The organism is Streptomyces sp. NPDC002309 (genome assembly GCF_053593375.1).
In genome coordinates, this window is the sequence record NZ_JBSFCI010000017.1 from 59,708 (window position 1) to 75,829 (window position 16,122).

At 71.7% G+C, this 16,122-nt stretch carries 12 protein-coding genes; 7 read left to right on the forward strand and 5 right to left on the reverse strand.

What is annotated here, in order from left to right:
- Positions 1 to 50: 50 nt before the first annotated feature.
- A complete protein-coding gene (locus tag ACWCPM_RS16340; protein WP_450976838.1) occupies positions 51 to 3,422 on the reverse strand; it encodes an ALF repeat-containing protein in 3,372 nt (1,123 codons plus the stop codon).
- A gap of 636 nt (positions 3,423 to 4,058) precedes the next feature.
- On the opposite strand from ACWCPM_RS16340, the gene ACWCPM_RS16345 reads away from it, so the two are divergent.
- From ACWCPM_RS16345 to ACWCPM_RS16375, 7 genes are all read left to right on the forward strand, one after another.
- Positions 4,059 to 4,448: a hypothetical protein gene (locus ACWCPM_RS16345; protein ID WP_450976839.1), complete on the forward strand. Its 390-nt coding sequence runs from the start codon at positions 4,059 to 4,061 to the stop codon at positions 4,446 to 4,448.
- Between the two features lie 55 nt (positions 4,449 to 4,503).
- Positions 4,504 to 6,717 carry a S1 family peptidase gene (locus tag ACWCPM_RS16350; RefSeq protein WP_450976840.1) on the forward strand — a complete coding sequence of 738 codons (2,214 nt, stop codon included), beginning with the start codon at positions 4,504 to 4,506 and terminating at the stop codon, positions 6,715 to 6,717.
- A 412-nt stretch (positions 6,718 to 7,129) separates the two neighbouring features.
- Positions 7,130 to 8,803, forward strand: a complete 1,674-nt coding sequence (locus tag ACWCPM_RS16355) for a DNA/RNA non-specific endonuclease (RefSeq protein ID WP_450976841.1) — start codon at positions 7,130 to 7,132, stop codon at positions 8,801 to 8,803.
- Positions 8,804 to 8,834: 31 nt separating this feature from the next.
- Complete coding sequence (locus ACWCPM_RS16360; RefSeq protein WP_450976842.1) at positions 8,835 to 9,881, forward strand: hypothetical protein; 1,047 nt, start codon at positions 8,835 to 8,837, stop codon at positions 9,879 to 9,881.
- A gap of 29 nt (positions 9,882 to 9,910) precedes the next feature.
- On the forward strand, positions 9,911 to 10,519 hold the full coding sequence (locus tag ACWCPM_RS16365; RefSeq protein WP_450976843.1) for a DUF1349 domain-containing protein: 609 nt from the start codon (positions 9,911 to 9,913) through the stop codon (positions 10,517 to 10,519).
- Positions 10,520 to 10,626: 107 nt separating this feature from the next.
- Positions 10,627 to 11,343, forward strand: coding sequence for a DsbA family oxidoreductase (locus ACWCPM_RS16370; RefSeq protein WP_450976924.1), 717 nt, complete (start codon positions 10,627 to 10,629; stop codon positions 11,341 to 11,343).
- Between the two features lie 95 nt (positions 11,344 to 11,438).
- Positions 11,439 to 12,491, forward strand: coding sequence for an aminotransferase class V-fold PLP-dependent enzyme (locus ACWCPM_RS16375; protein ID WP_450976844.1), 1,053 nt, complete (start codon positions 11,439 to 11,441; stop codon positions 12,489 to 12,491).
- 76 nt (positions 12,492 to 12,567) lie between these two features.
- Here ACWCPM_RS16375 and thpD read toward each other — a convergent pair whose 3' ends face one another.
- The 4 genes from thpD to ectA all read right to left on the reverse strand — a co-directional run bounded on the left by thpD (position 12,568) and on the right by ectA (position 15,821).
- Complete coding sequence (thpD, locus tag ACWCPM_RS16380; RefSeq protein WP_450976845.1) at positions 12,568 to 13,458, reverse strand: ectoine hydroxylase; 891 nt, start codon at positions 13,456 to 13,458, stop codon at positions 12,568 to 12,570.
- Between the two features lie 6 nt (positions 13,459 to 13,464).
- Complete coding sequence (locus tag ACWCPM_RS16385; protein ID WP_450976846.1) at positions 13,465 to 13,869, reverse strand: ectoine synthase; 405 nt, start codon at positions 13,867 to 13,869, stop codon at positions 13,465 to 13,467.
- A gap of 46 nt (positions 13,870 to 13,915) precedes the next feature.
- Positions 13,916 to 15,199 (reverse strand): diaminobutyrate--2-oxoglutarate transaminase, encoded by a 1,284-nt coding sequence (gene ectB, locus ACWCPM_RS16390; protein ID WP_450976847.1) that lies wholly within the window; start codon positions 15,197 to 15,199, stop codon positions 13,916 to 13,918.
- A gap of 97 nt (positions 15,200 to 15,296) precedes the next feature.
- Positions 15,297 to 15,821 carry a diaminobutyrate acetyltransferase gene (gene ectA / locus ACWCPM_RS16395; RefSeq protein ID WP_450976848.1) on the reverse strand — a complete coding sequence of 175 codons (525 nt, stop codon included), beginning with the start codon at positions 15,819 to 15,821 and terminating at the stop codon, positions 15,297 to 15,299.
- Positions 15,822 to 16,122: the final 301 nt, after the last annotated feature.

The window sequence follows — 16,122 nt, forward strand, 5'->3', positions numbered from 1 at the left end:
GTCCCGGGCGGAGGATGTCACGTCACCCGCCCGGGACGCCCGGACGGCGGTCAGAACATCGACGACAGGCCGCTGGTGATCGAGGAGACCAGTTCCTTGCCCTCCTCCGCGACCCGCTTCACCGCGGGAGCCACCCTCTTGGCGACCGGGGTGATCCACCGGGACTGGCCGAGGGTGACCAGGCTCAGCGCGGTGCCGGCCGCGGACCACATGAACTCGCCGCTGGTGAAGCCGTGTTCGAGGCCGGTGAACAGGGTGCTCAGCGCGCCGGCACCCATCGCTATGCCGCCGAAGACGGCCGCGGCCGGGACACCGACGACCGCGAACGGGGGGAAGACGAGGCTGGCGACCCCGAGGCCGGCGGCGACCAGTCCCGCGGCGACGCTGACGTAGCTGAAGGCGTCGGCCCACCAGCCGGCGTCCGACCACCAGTCGTCGTTGTCGCCGCCGCTGCCGTTCTCGTTGACCTCGTCGTGGGCGTCGCTGTCGGCCGGGTCCCTGCCGTTGTCCCGGTCCTCCCGCGCCTTCTCGGCGGCCTTCCGGGCGGCCTCGCGGTCCTCCTCCTGGCGCTTCTGGACGACGATGGCGCGCGCCTGGTTGGCCGCGGCGGCAGCCGTGGCCGCGTCCCGGCCCGCTGCGAGTTCGGACTGGCGGGCGTCGGCCGCGGACGCCTGGGCGCTGTAGGCGGAGTTCAGGGCCGAACGGGCCGCGTCGACGGCCTTGTTCGCGGAGTAGTTCGCCGAGCGGGAGGCGCTGCGCGCCGTCGTCGCGGCGGCCGAGGCCTTGTTCGCCGAGGCCCGCGCGTCCGCGGCCGACTTGTCCGCCGCGTCGGCGTTCTGCCGGGCCTGGTCGGAGTACTGGCCGGCCTTCGCCCCCGCGGCGATGGCCTTGTCCGCCCAGTCCTGCGCCTCCCCGGCCGCCTGGCGGGCGGTCGCCGCCACCTGCGACGCCAGTGCTGCGGTCTGCTGCGCCGCGTAGGCGGTCTTGGCCGCGGCGGCGATCGCCCCCTGGATCGCGGCGACGTGGGTGGCGGAGTCGTGGTCGAGCTGGGCCGAGGAGTACTGCACCACCTGGACGAAGTTCCGGCGCATCCACGTCGGCCCCTCCAGGGCGACGTCCCCGTAGGCCTTGGTGTACTCGCCTCCGTTCGCCACCGAGGTCGCGGTCTCGACCGCGTCGTCCTCCCGTACGGCCGCCGGATAGGTGCGGTCGAAGAAGTCCTGCAACGCCTCCGGGGTGTTCTTGTCCAGCGCGTCGTTGGCCGCCTCGGTGACGGCCCTGCCGGGCTTCTGGTCCAGGATGCGCCCGATCTGCACCCGGTTGTCGTCCTGCGAGGCCCGGATCACCCCGGAGGTGAGGAAGTCGCCCACCGCCGTGGAGCTGCCGCTGGCCAGCGCCGCGTGCGCCGCCGCCGCGATGGCGGGGTTGGACACCTGGGCGATGTACAGGACGGTCTCCCGGTCATCCTGGTTGCGGGCGACGCCCCGGTCGAGGTCGATCCAGGAGAACACGTCGTCGTCGCTGCCGGACAGCGCGAACTGGGCGGCCTCCCGGGTCCACGCGCCCTTGGCGTCGAGCAGCCCGGTGGCGGCCTTGCGGCCCAGAGTGGCGGCGAGCGACAGGTCGCCGTCCGTGAACAGGGCCTTCTCGGCAGCGCTGATCAGGTCCTTGATCGCCTGATCGGTCTGCGCCTCCTGAGCCCGCTTGTTCGCGTACTCGGCCTGCTCCTCCGTCTCGATCTCGGCCAGCAGCCGGGCCTCGTCCAGGCCCTGCAGCCGCTCCTGCTCCAGGCGTGCCCGCTCGGCGTTGCGGGCCGCCTGGGCGACCGCGACGGCGTCCGTGACGGCCTGGGTGGCGGTGTCGGCGGCCTTGACGGCCTCGCCGGCGTGGGCGGTGGACTTGTTCGCGAAGTCGATGGCCTTGCCGGCGTTCGCCACGGCCTCGTCGACGGCGTCCGCGGCCTTCTCGGCGTGGGCGGCGGCGGAGTTGGCGGCGTCCCGGGCGACGCGCGCGGCGGAGGCCGCCGTGTTGGCGAGGGACTGCGCGGTGGACGCGGCGTTGGTGGCGCGGTTGGCGGCGGCGGTGGCGATGGCGGCCTGGCGCCGGGCCTCGGCTGCCTGCGACTGGGCGGCTCCGGACGCGGCCGCGGCCTGCGCGGCGGCGTTGGCGGCGGCCGCGGAGTTGCGGGCCGCGGAGGCGGCCGAGGCGCTGGCGTTGACGGACTGGGCGCAGGCGGCCCGCGCGTAGTCGGCGGCCTTGGCCGCGGTGCGGGCCTTGGCGGCGGAGTTGCGCGCCGCGACCGCCGCGTCCTTGGCCGCCTGGGTCTTGCTCGCGTCCTTGGAGGCGGCGATGGCCGCGTTGTAGGCACGGGACGCGGCTCCGCCGGCGGCCGACGCGGCCTGGGATGCGGCCGTGGCCGCCCAGGAGGCGCGACGCGAGGCGTTCACGGCCGCGTTGGAGGCGTTGATGGCGATACGGGCGGCGTTCGCGGCGCCCGTGGCCGCGCCGGCCGCCTTGCGGGCCGCGGCGGCGGACTTCTGTACGTCCTCCTTCGCGGCCTCGGCCTCGGCGGCGGCCCTCTCCGCCGCCTTCTTCGCCTCGGCCGCGGCGGCCAGGGCCCGCTCGGACGCCTCGACCGCGAGGTCCGTCTCGGCCTGGGCGCGCTTGCCCTCCCGGTCGACGACGGCGACGAGTTCCTCGATGGTCGCCGTCTCCTGGTCGCGGGCGCGCGCGATGTGCTGGCCGGTGTCGAGGAACCACTGGACGTCCGTCGCGGTGCCGTTCAGGGCGCGGTTGGCGTACTTCTGCACCTCGGGCCCGGCGTTGACCAGCATGGCGGCGACCAGGAGCTGCGAGTCCTCCAGGCGGGCTGAGTACTGACCCCCCGTCAAGAAGGACTCCAGCGCCGCCCGCGTGCCGGTGTCCAGGGCCGCGGACGCCTTGCGCCGGACGGCCTTTCCGCCGGTGGCCGACAGGATGGCGGTGGCGACCTGGAGGTCTTCGAGGAGCGCCGCTTCGTATCCGCCCTGGAGGAAGGCGGCGATGGCGCTGTCGCCGCCGTCGAGGGCGGCGGTGGCCTCACGGCGCAGGCCCTTGCCGGAACGGGCCAGGTAGCCGGCGATCGCGACGCGGTTGTCCTCCGTCGTCACCTTCGGCAGTGTCTGGCCGAGAAAGACCTGGATGTCGGCGTCGGTGCCGAAGAGTGCGTCGGCGGCAGCCGCCTTGGTGGCCCTGCCGCCGGTCATCCAGGCCCTGACCACCTTCGCCCGGTCGGTGTCCGGCAGGGTGAGCGGATCGGCCGTCGCGGCCCGTGTCCCGGCGGCGCGGGCCACGGGCGTCCACGCCAGGGGCGTGGCGGCGGCGGCCGTGACGGCGGCGAGCGAGCCGAGGAGTCGTCTGCGACTCCAGAAAATCGTCTGCATAGGAAGTTTGCCCTCGTGGTTTCTGCCGGCTAGGCAGATCGGCGATCACTGACGCGGCAGGCTTCCCCCGCATGCCCGGGCAGTCATGTGTGGCCCCCGTGAGGCGTATGCGTTGCCTGCGCAATGACGTGACCATATCAATGCGCGTTCGCGGCGCAATCAATTTGGTGCCGCGAATCAATTCGCCCGGGCGCAGCGCGGCGCGCCTTCGTTATCGTTTCTTTACAAGAGTCCATACAACCGTTCCGGGTGTGTGGTGAGGGTCACGCCGGACCACCAACTGCCGTCCTTTTTAGGGCTGTTGGCGTAGTGGACAAAGTCGGGGAAGCAAGGTGGCATGGGGAAGGGGAAGGCGGCCTCCCGGCTCTTGGGGGGCTTTCTTGTACGGGGGAAAGACGATTCCTTCACGCATGCCTTGAACCACGTTACGGACATCTTTTTGGAAGCAACGAGTTGAGGAAAGTGATGAAGTCGCGCACCACATTTGCGGCGCAGCCGGGCCGATTTGCGATACGGCAACGACGCGGGAGATTTCTGACCCGCGCCCTGGGCAGCGCGGCGGTCGGCGCTCTGGCATGGGCCGCCCTGGCGGCCGGCGTCCCCGGTGGGTCCCACGCCCCGGCAGGCACTGCTGCGGTGGCCGACGAGGCCCCGGGTTACGCGGTCGAGGACTTCGACTACCCGCAGGCGGACAAGATCCTCACCGAGAAGAACATCGCGCTCAAGCGGGGCGACGGCCACATCACGCTCGCCGACTGCGCGAGCGGCACCGGCCAGCTGGAGGTCCAGGCCCGGGACCGGAGCAAGGTCTGCTTCGACGTCAAGGGCAACTCCGGCTGGCTGACCCTGGAGCTGCCCTCGGTCTACCTCATCCGGGGCAACGACTACGCGACCGAGGCGGACATGACGGTCGGTACCGAGCAGCAGTCGTACGACATCGTGAAGAACGCCTGGACCCCCGTGGGCGAGAGCTCGGACGAACAGGCCCGTGAGTGGACGCTCCTGGAGCTTCGGACCTCCAAGTAGCGCCCCGCCGAGCCCTCCTGTCCGATCCGTCACCACCCACCAGGGATACGACTTCATGACCTACGCCAGACCCGTGCGCCTCGTCGCACTGGCCGCCACCCTGACCTTCGGCTCCGCCGCGCTCGCGGCCGGTTCCGCCGCCGCCGTCACCGGCCCCGCGGTCGCCGCCGCCGACACCACCTACGCCTACACCGCGCAGATCACCGTCGGCGACCACGACCGCGGCTGCTCGGGCGTCCTGGTCGACCGCGAGTGGCTGCTGACCGCGGCCAGCTGCTTCGCCGCCGACCCCGCCACGAGCCTGTCCGTGCCCGCCGGCAAGCCGGTCACGAGGACCACCGCCGTCATCGGCCGCTCCGACCTCACCGGCACCGCCGGCGCCGCCCGCGAGATCGTCGAACTCGTCCCGCGCACCGACCGCGACGCGGTGCTGGCCCGCCTCAACCGCCCCGTCACGAACGTGTCCCCGATCTCGCCGGCCACCACGGCGCCCACCGCCGGCGAGACCCTCAGCCTCGCCGGCTACGGCCGCACCGCGACCGAGTGGGCACCGCTGAGCCTGCACACCGGCACCTTCACCGTGGACGCCCCCGCCGCCACGACCGCCTCGGTCACCGGCACGAGCGGCACGGCCGCGTGCAGGGGAGACACCGGCGGCCCCCTGGTCCGGGGCAGCGGCGGCACGGCCCAACTGGCCGCGCTCGCCAGCCGGTCGTACCAGGGCGGCTGCTACGGCATCGACACCACCGAGACCCGCACGGGCGGTGTCGTCACGCGCGTGGACGACCTCGCCTCCTGGGTGAGCTCCACCACCGGCGCGGTCCGGGTCACCGACTTCAACTGCGACGGTGTCGAGGACATCGCGATCTCCGACCCGCGGGCGACCGTCGCCGGGGTCGGCGCCGCGGGCCTGGTGCGGATCGTCTACGGCGGCGGCAAGGGCACCGCCGAGATCAATCAGAACCTCGACTGGGTTCCCGGCGCGGCCGAGGCCAGCGACTGGTTCGGCGAGTCGCTCGACACCGTCGACTGGAACGAGGACGGCTGCACCGACCTGGTCGTGGGCACCCCGGCCGAGGACATCGGCAGCGCGGCCGACGCCGGCACGCTCGACATCCTGCACGGCGCCCCGGGCGGCCTGGGCACCGGCGCGCTCAAGAACACCCACTTCGAGGAGGGCTCCGGCGCCGGCTCCCTGGCGACCGCGGTCACCCAGAGCGGCGACCGGTTCGGCGACTCCGTCGCGGCCGGCGTCACCGCCGCCGGTAAGCCGTTCGTGGTCAGCACCGCGCCCGGCGAGGCCGTCAGCGGCCTGGCGAAGGCCGGCGCCGCCTTCTACATCCACGGCACCACCAACATCGTCTTCCACCAGGACAGCACCGACGTGCCCGGTGCTGCGGAGGCGAACGACGGCTTCGGCGGCTCGGTCGCGGCCGACGCCAACTTCTTCGCCGTCGGGGCCCCCGGTGAGGCCATCGGTGAGGACGCCGGCGCCGGCAACCTGGCGGTGTTCAGCCACACCCTGACCTCCGCGGGTCTGCCCACCCCGAAGTTCGGGCTCGACCAGGACCTCGACACCGTCTCCGGCGGCGCCGAGGCGGGCGACCAGTTCGGCCTCTCCCTGGCCCTGGCCCCCTACCGCCCCTCCGGCGCGACCAGCGCCACCGACTCGATCCTCGCGGTCGGTGCTCCCGGTGAGGACCTCGACGTCGACGGCGTCGCCAAGGCCGACGCGGGCACCGCCCTGACCTTCCGCGTCACCGCCGCGGGCGCCGTCACCCAGCTCTACGGCATCTCCCAGGGCAACGGCGAGGACGATGTGACCGGCACCTCCGAGGCCGGGGACCGCATGGGCACCACGCTGACCGCGGTCAACACCGCCCCGCGGGCCGTGAGCACCACGGCCACGATGAAGCTGGCCGTGGGCGCCCCCGGCGAGGCCATCGGCACGGCGGCCAAGGCGGGCGCGGTGCACACCTTCTCCCTGCTGGGCGCCCCGGGCGCCAACGACCGGTGGCTGGAGGCGGGCGACGGTGACGGCATCCCCACCGCGCCCGGGGCCGACCAGCAACTCGGTTCGAGCATCCGCTACACCGGCACCAAGCTGTACGTCGGCCTGCCGCTGGGACCGAGCGCCTACGGCACCTTGTACGCCCTGCCCCTGTCCAACGTGACCGCCGGCGGCGCCGTCGCCCCGGTGACGACCTACCAGCCCGGCGCGGGCGGCCTCCCGGCAGTCGGCGACCGCTTCGGCTACGCGGCGCGCTGACCGACCCAGGCGCCACCGCCCCGACGCTTCGCGTCGGGGCGGTGGCGCCGTCATGGCCGGCCAAGACCCCCCGGGACATCCGCAGTTGGCCGGCCTCCCTGTCACGAGGAGAGGTATGACGAGCACGCGTGCGAGACGATCCGAACGGCCTGGACGAATACGTGCCAGATCGGCGGTACTGACCCTGCTGACCGTGGTGGCGATGGGGCTCACCACATCCGGCGTGGGCCATGCGCAGCAGGAGGCGGAAGCGAGGCCGCGACAAGCGGGCAGTGCGGATCCGGCGGAACCGCCGGCGACCGCGCCCCTCACCAGGACCAGCGCTCTGCCGGCGGACTCCGGGGAGCACTGCGAGCCCACGCGGGCACGCTCGAAGGAACGCCGGGCAGGCGCCGCCGAGGCATGTGTGAGCATGAGCCCCGCCCCGGCCAGGAGCACGGCGACACAACGGCAGTCCCCCGCCGCGGTCGCGGCCGCCGACGCCGGCAGCTGCGACATCACCAACCCGGGCAGCTACACCTACGAGCGCTTCTCGTACTGCGTGACCGGCATCGACGTCACCTACGTCCTCCGCGACACCAACGGCGCGGAGCTGGGCCGCGGCGTCCTGCAGGTCTCCACCGGCGGTGACCTCTCGGCGACGGCCACGACCTGGAGCGAGCAGGTCTCCGTCACCATGACCGGCGCCACCGGCCAGGTCGCCGCGCTGAACGTCAAGTTCCGCGCCTCCTGCGACGCCGGCTGCACGGCCACCAAGACCGCCCCCTGGTACGGCGGCGCGATCACCCTCGGCCAGACCCTGACCGGAACCGTCACCTACTCCTCGCCCCGGACGACGGGCTCCTCCGCCTCCTTCCACACGGCCTACGCGATGTACGTGACGTCCCCGGGCGCGACGGCGGTCGACCCGAACGCGTCGTGGAGGAACGCGCGTCAGATCAGGTGCGACGACGCGGTCGGCGGCACCTCTGTGGCGGGCTGCGCCGTTCCCTCCGTCATGGCCGTCGTGGCGATGAGCGCGCGGGGCTCGGACCCGGGTGGCGCGGTGGCCGCCTATCAGTGGGCGCAGCAGAACCTCGCCGACGGCTGGGGGCGCGGCAAGCCGCTGACCCGAGAGGTGAGTGGCACGGCCGGCCGAACGGCTCGCACGTGCGGAAGCGCGGGCACGGAGCCCTTCCAGGCCAATACGGACCTCGTCGAGACCGATACCTGTGGCGAATTCCCCTTCGCCGAGGCCGGGGAAGGGGGAATCGACGGCGCCCGGTGCGTCGAGGTGATTCCCAATGCCAGCAGTGGTGCATGGGACACCTACATCCTCGGCGACAGCAGGGACATGGATCCCGCCGCACCGTGTGTGCGTGCCCATGTCCCGGCCGCCGACAAGCAGTTCGCCGACGGAGAGCTGACCGAGGGCTTCAGGAACCAGCGGGTCGTCGACGCCGACCAGTTCCAGGTGGAGTTCACGATGCCCGCCACTGTCCCGCAGGCCTCCTGCCTGGCGAATCTGCCGACCGGCGCGCTTCCCTCGGGCAACGGCTGGATCAAGAACACCACCGAATCGGTGGCCCACGTCAACAAGACCACCAGCCCGCCCGGCCCGCCCGGGACCCGGCCGGCCGTGGCGCAGGCCTGCCTGGGGAAGACGCTCGGGAAGGGCAAGGAGGCCACGGGAGACATCACCGGCTGGCAGGACGCGCAGCTGTTCGCCCAGGCGAACCCGCCCCTGGTCAGCCAGGCCCGGTGTCACCTGATCGCCAACATCCTCGGCGGACCGGGCAGGATCCGGGACGGCGGGCAGAACAACCTCGTCCCGTGCTGGCAGGTGGGGATGAACACGGGTACGCCCAGCATGCGGACCTACGAGTTCGAGGCGCAGAAGACGGTGGCGTTGGACTCCTTCGGGCCGAACGACGCGATCTCCTACCAGGTGACGCCCGTCTTCCGGGACGCCACCAGCACGATTCCGGTGGGCGTCACGATGAGCGCTAGCATCGAACGGGCGAACGGAGCTACGGAACAGCTGTTCCCCAACGTCTACATCCCCAACACCCAGGCAGACACTGGGCTGCTCAACCTCGGAAACTGACATCGGCCAGTTCGTGTCCACGGGAGCCAGTATGAGCCGCACCACCCCGCCACGGCCGTTCGACGTCGCGGCGCTCTTTCCTCAACTGGCCCCCCTGGCACGCACGGCGACTCGGCTGCATCCCCGCCCCGGGTCCCCGTCACCGCACGACAGCTCCGTCGGCGGGCCGTTGCTGTGGCCCGCCGACGAGCCGTGGCCGTACTGCGAGGGCCCGCACAGGTGGGACCGGGTCAACGCGGCCCTCTCGCCGGTGGACGTACGGCTGTGGCGCCGCAATCGTGCGGCGGCGGCCGACCGGCGCCGCCGCGATCCCCAGCAGCCCTGGGCCACGCCCGAGGAACTGGCGGCCGAGAAGCGGATCATGGCCGGGCGCCCGTGGCCCGAGGGTCCCGTCGCCATGCTGCCCGTGGCCCAGCTGTACGTCCGAGACATCCCGCAGCTCCGCCCGCCCGGCAGCTCCGAAGCCGATCTGCTCCAGGTCCTGTGGTGCCCGTTCGACCACCCGGCACACCCGAGGACCGGGCTGTTCTGGCGCTCCGCCGCCACCGTCACCGACGTGCTCGGCACCCCGCCCGAGCCGCCCGCGATCCAGTTCCCCACCTATCTGCCGGAGCCCTGTCCGCTCACGCCGGAGCAGGTCACCGAGTACCCCCACCACCTGGAGCTGAGCAAGGAGCTGCAGGAACAGCTCGGTGACTGGAGCAGATGGCAGGCGGCCGGATCCGCGCTGGACAGCTCCTACGAGGTCGCCCCGGAGGAGCTCTACATGGACATGTTGTCCGTCTCCCCCGGCTGGAAGGTCGGCGGCTGGACCCGCTGGGGCCTCACCGACCCCGTGCCCCGGCTCTGCCCCGACTGCGGCACCGGGATGGACCCGCTGCTGACGATCGCCTCTACCGAATGGAACGACGGCACCGAGAGCTGGGCCCCCGAAGAGGACCAGGCCGATCCCACAGAGCTTCTCCCCGGCACCCCTCCGGCGAACTTCACCATGATCGATCTGGCCCGAGGCTACGACCTGCAACTCCACGTCTGCCCGATGGCGCCGGACCATCCGCACGTCGAGCTGATTCAGTAGCGGCTTCCCGGGCCTGAGAAGATCTGGCCATGGACATGGAGCTTCCCGAACTGCCCTTCTCCCTTCGCAGCTACGGGCCCGACGGCCACTGGGCCTACGAGGACGGTGTGCTCTCCGGGTGGGCCGGCGGGCGGCAGGACCGGTTCGTGCCGCCCACCGGTGAGGCGCTGGAGCCCGCCTCGGACGCGCCGCGGCTGCTGGGGGCGCCCGAGGGGGACTTCCAGCTGATCGCCCGCGTGACGGTCGGCTTCAACGCCGCCTTCGACGCCGGGGTGCTCTACGTCCACGTCGGCGCGGGGGAGTGGGCCAAGCTCTGCCTGGAGTACTCCCCGGACGTGCCGACCATCTGCACGGTGGTCACGCGAGGCCACTCCGACGACGCCAACTCCTTCACCCTCGACGGCAGTTCCGCCTGGCTCAGGGTCAGCCGCACCGGCCGCGCCTTCGCCTTCCACGCCTCCCGGGACGGCGAGCACTGGACCTTCGTGCGGCTGTTCACGCTGGGCGGGGAGAAGGAGACCGGTGCCGCCCTGATCGGGTTCATGACGCAGTCGCCGACGGGGGAGGGGTGCGTGGTGACGTACGACCACATCGAGTTCCGGCCCGACTGGCCGCGGGAGCTGCGCGACGGCAGCTGAGTCCGCGGTCCGGCCGCGGCGCGCGGGAATGATCGGGAGCCGTTGAACGTTCACGCACTCGGCGGAGAGGGCCTCCGCCGCCGTACGACCTGGAGAGTGCCGTGACCCTGCGTGTCGAAATCTGGAGCGACATAGCCTGCCCCTGGTGCTATGTGGGCAAGGCCCGCTTCGAGAAGGCGCTCGCGGCCTTCCCGCACCGCGACGCGGTCGAGGTGGTGCACCGCTCCTTCGAGCTGGACCCCGGCCGGGCCAAGGGCGACGTGCAGCCCGTGCTGACGAGGCTCACGGAGAACTACGGCATGAGCCCGGCGCAGGCGCAGGCCGCCCAGGACAACGTCGGCGCGCAGGCCGCCGCCGTGGGGCTGGACTACCGCACGCGCGACCGTGACCACGGCAGCACCTTCGACATGCACCGCCTGCTCCACTTCTCCAAGGAGCACGGCCTCCAGGGCGAACTGGTCCAGCGGCTCTACCAGGCCAACTTCGCCGAGGAGCGGTCCGTCTTCAACGACGACGAGCGGCTCGTGGAGATCGCCGTCGCCGCCGGGCTCGACGAGGCCGGGGTGCGCAAGGTGCTCGCCGACCCGGAGGCCTACGCCGACGAGGTGCGCGCCGACGAGCGGGAGGCCGCCCAGCTCGGGGCGAAGGGCGTGCCGTTCTTCGTGCTCGACCGCAAGTACGGGGTGTCCGGTGCCCAGCCCATCGAGGTCTTCGAGCAGGTGCTGACCCAGGCATGGGGCGAGCGCTCCCCGCTGACGCTGATCCAGGACGGTGAGGGCGAAGCGTGTGGCCCTGACGGGTGCGCGGTACCGCCCCGCCAGTGAACGCCCAGGTCAGGCCGGGTCCATAAGAGCCCCTTAGGGAATCCAGGAAGAAACACGCGATGGACGGGGAGAACCCCCGGCCGCACAGTGGATCCATGGAGACCTTCGAGAGCCTGGTCCGCGCCGAGTTCGTCCCGGAGAACACCTATCTGAACACCGCGAGCAACGGGCTGCTGCCGGCCCGCACCGTCACCGCCCTGCACGACGCGGTACGGCTGCGGGCCGAGGGCCGCCCCCTGGACCCGCTGTTCGACGACGTGGAAGCCGCCCGCGCCGCCTTCGCCCGGCTGGCCGGCGTCCCGGCCGGCCGGGTGGCGGCCGGCGCCTCGGTCGCGGCGCACACCGGCGTGATCGCCGCCTCGCTGCCGCCGGGCGCCGAAGTCCTCACCGCCGAGGACGACTTCACCTCCGTCCTCAATCCGTTCCATGTGCGCGGCGACCTCAAGGTGCGGGCCGTGCCGCTGGAGCGGATCGCCGAGTCCGTCCGCCCGGGCACCGCGCTCGTCGCCGTCAGCGCCGCGCAGTCCGCCGACGGACGCCTCGCCGACCTTCCGGCCCTGCGCGAGGCGGCCCGTGCGCACGGCGCCCGGACGTACCTCGACTTCTCCCAGGCCGCCGGCTGGCTCCCGATGGACGCGAGCGCTGACGACTTCACCGCGGTCACCTGCTACAAGTGGCTGCTCGGCCCGCACGGGGCGGCCTTCCTCGTCCTGCCGGAGGACTTCGCCGGGCTGACGCCGGTGCTGGCGGGCTGGGTCGCCGGGGAGGTCCCGATGGACAGCTGCTACGGCCCGGTCACCGAACTCGCCCACTCCGCGCGGCGCTTCGACCTCACCCCGGCCCTGTTCACCTACGCCGGGCTGCGCCGCTCCCTCGAACTGATCGAGGAACTCGGCGTGGAGGCCGTGCACGCCCACGACGTCGCCCTGGCCGACGGCTTCCGCGAGGGACTCGCCGCCCTCGGCCACGAGGCCGTTCCCGCGCCCGGCTCCGCGATCGTCTCCGTCCCCGGGCTCGCGCACCGCGCGGAGGAACTGGCGCGCGCGGACGTCCAGGTCTCCGGCCGCGCGGGCAATCTGCGGGCCTCGTTCCACCTGTACAACACGGCCGCCGATGTGGACCGGATCCTCGACGTGCTGTCCGGCTGACCCATCCCGCGACCGGAGCCCGGACCCCCGCACGAGGGGGGTCCGGGCTCCGGTCGCGGCGATCAGGCGTGATCAGTCACTTCACCGGGGTGAAGTCCGTCGCCCCGATGAACGACGGGCGGCGCACCGGCGCGGCGAACGGCTCGACGGCCGCGTTCTCCACGCTGTTGAACACGATGAAGACGTTGCTGCGCGGGAACGGCGTGATGTTGTCGCCCGACCCGTGCATGCAGTTGCAGTCGAACCAGGTCGCCGAACCGGCCCTGCCCGTGAACAGCTTGATGCCGTACTCCGAGGCCATCGAGGTCAGCGCCTCGTCCGAGGGCGTGCCCGCGTCCTGCATCCGCAGCGACTTCTTGTAGTTGTCCTTCGGCGTCGCTCCCGCGCACCCGAGGAACGTCCGGTGCGACCCGGGCATGATCATGAGCCCGCCGTTGGTGTCGTGGTTCTCGGTCAGGGCGATCGAGACCGACACCGTGCGCATGTTCGGCAGTCCGTCCTCGGCGTGCCAGGTCTCGAAGTCCGAGTGCCAGTAGAAGCCGCTCGCCCCGAAACCGGGCTTGACGTTGATCCGCGACTGGTGGACGTACACGTCCGAGCCGAGGATCTGCCGGGCCCGCCCGACGACCCGCTCGTCGCGCACCAGGGAGGCGAACAGCTCGCTGATCCGGTGCACTTCGAAGACGGACCGGATCTCCTTGGACTGCGGCTCGACGACCGACCGCTCGTCGGCCCGGATCGCCGGGTCGTTCACCAGCCGGTCCAGCTCCCGCCGGTAGACGGCGGCCTCGTCCTCGGTGACGATCTCCTCGACGGTGAGGAAGCCGTCACGCTCGTACGCCTGGAGTTCGGCGAGGCCGATCGGGCCCGGCGTCCCGGGCGCGCCCCAGAGGACGGGGTCCTTGCGGGGAGTGGACACCTCGGTGGTGCCCCGGCTGGGGTAGAGATCGGTGACGGTGGTGGCCATGTCCGGTCACACCTCCTCGGGTTCGGTGAGCAGGGGGTAGACGCCGTTCTCGTCGTGGTCCTCCCGCCCGGTCACGGGCGGGTTGAACACGCAGACGCAGCGGAAGTCCTCCTTGACGCGCAGCGTGTGCCGCTCGTGCCCGTCGAGGAGGTACATGGTCCCGGGCGTGATGGTGTACGTCCGGGAGGTCTCGTGGTCGGTCAGCTCGGCCTCGCCCGCGACACACACCACGGCCTCGACGTGGTTGGCGTACCACATCGACGTCTCGGTGCCGGCGTACAGGACCGTCTCGTGCAGGGAGAAGCCGACCTTCTCCTTGGCGAGGACGATGCGCTTGCTCTCCCAGGTGCCGGACGCGGACCTCACGTGCCGGTCGGTGCCTTCGAGTTCCTTGAACGAACGGACGATCACGGTGGTGCGATGCCTCCTAGGTGAACGGGACGGGTGGTGAGGGCCCTCAGAGGGCGGCCGGGGAGGTCTCCCGCACCGCGCGGGCGAGGACGCGCAGGCCCTCGTCGAGCTCCTCGGGCGTGATGGTCAGCGCGGGCAGCAGCTTGACGACCTCGCTCTCGGGGCCGGACGTCTCGATGAGCAGCCCCAGTTCGAAGGCGCGCTTGGCGATCCGCCCGGCGCGGTCCTTGTCGTGGAACTCCATGCCCCAGACCAGGCCGCGGCCCCGGTACTCCCTGACGTCGGCGAGGTTCTCCTCGGTGATGGCGATCAGGGCCTGCTCGACCTGCTCGCCCCGCGCACGGGTCTGCTTCTCCATGGCCGAGCCGTCGGTCCAGTACGTCTCCAGCGCGGCGGTCGCGGTGACGAACGCGGGGTTGTTGCCGCGGAAGGTGCCGTTGTGCTCGCCCGGCTCCCAGACGTCGAGTTCGGGCGTGAACAGGCACAGCGACATGGGCAGCCCGTAGCCGCTGATGGACTTCGAGACGGTCACGATGTCCGGGACGACACCGGCCTCCTCGAACGAGAAGAAGGCGCCGGTACGGCCGCAGCCCATCTGGATGTCGTCGACGATCAGCAGCATGTCCTGCCGCTCGCACAGGTCGGCGAGCGCGCGCAGCCACTCGGGACGGGCGACGTTGATGCCGCCCTCGCCCTGCACCGTCTCGACGATCACGGCGGCGGGCTTGTTGAGGCCGGAACCCTGGTCCTCCAGCAGGCGCTCGAACCACAGGAAGTCCGGGATCCTGCCCTCGAAGTAGTTGTCGAACGGCATCGGCGTGCCGTGCACCAGCGGTATGCCGGCGCCGGCCCGCTTGAAGGCGTTGCCGGTCACGGCGAGGGAACCCAGGGACATGCCGTGGAAGGCGTTGGTGAACGACACGATCGCCTCGCGCCCCTTCACCTTGCGCGCCAGCTTCAGCGCGGACTCCACGGCGTTGGTGCCCGTCGGGCCCGGGAACATGACCTTGTACGGCAGGTCGCGCGGGCGCAGGACCAGGTCCTGGAAGGTCTGGAGGAAGCCGCGCTTGGCGGTGGTCGACATGTCGAGACCGTGGGTGACGCCGTCCCGCTCCAGGTAGTCGAGCAGGGCCCGTTTCAGCACCGGGTTGTTGTGCCCGTAGTTGAGGGAGCCGGCGCCGGCGAAGAAGTCGAGGTACTCGTGGCCGTCCTCGTCGTACATCCGGCTGCCGCGCGCACGGTCGAAGACGGTGGGCCAGCCGCGGCAGTAGCTGCGCACCTCGGACTCCAGGGTTTCGAAGACGCTGAGGTCGGGCTGGGTGATGGTCACGGTAATTCGCTCCTCTGTACGGCAGGCGAGTGCGGGGGGCGTGGTGAGAGCAGGGTGGGGCCCGGGGGCCGGCCCGGGTGGTTCCCGCGGGTGCGGGTCAGTCCGAGGTCCGCGGCAGATGTGTCAGCGGGCCGATGCGGTAGAGGACCTCGGGGTCGTGGGGACCGTCGGGGAACTGGTCCGCGCCGAACAGCACCTCGCGCTCGACGCGGGCGTCGTGGCGGGCGGCGTAGGAGGTGAACAGGCGCTCGGAGGCGGTGTTGCCCGGCGTGATCGTGGTCTCGACGGAGGTCAGTCCGTGTTCGGCGGCGACCCGGGCCGTCAGGGCGTCGAGCATGCGGGCCGCGAGCCCGCGGCCGCGCTGGGCGGAGGCGACGGCCACCTGCCAGACGAGCAGGGTGCCCGGGCGGTCGGGCCGCAGGAAGCCGGTGACGAACCCGGCGGCCTCGCCGTCGGCCGTGCGTGCCACGGCCGAGGTGCCGGCGAAGTCGCGGCACCACAGCAGATAGCTGTAGGCGGAGTTCAGGTCGAGCGTTCCGGATTCCTTGGCGAGCCGCCACAGGGCGGCGCCGTCGGCCACCGCCGGGCGGTCTATGTGCAGGTCTGCTTGTGCGGCAGTCATGCAAATTCAATTTACCCATCGCGAATTGAAAATGCATGGCGGTTCGGGCTTACGCGAGACCGTGTCATGTGTTATCGCGCGGGCGCGGGTGATCGCGCGACACACTGGTGAAGTGTCACGATTTGGCACGGTCAAAAAGTGCAAATCAAGCGCGATGTGTAATGCGTCACAGGCATGTGGCCCGCACGGGATCTGCCCGTTCCGGACCGTTCCGCGTTCGCGAAATCTTTGCGTTTAGGGTCGGGAGGAGCGGGCAGAAGCGTACGGGAAGCTGCGCTGGATCGAAATGCGGAATATCGAT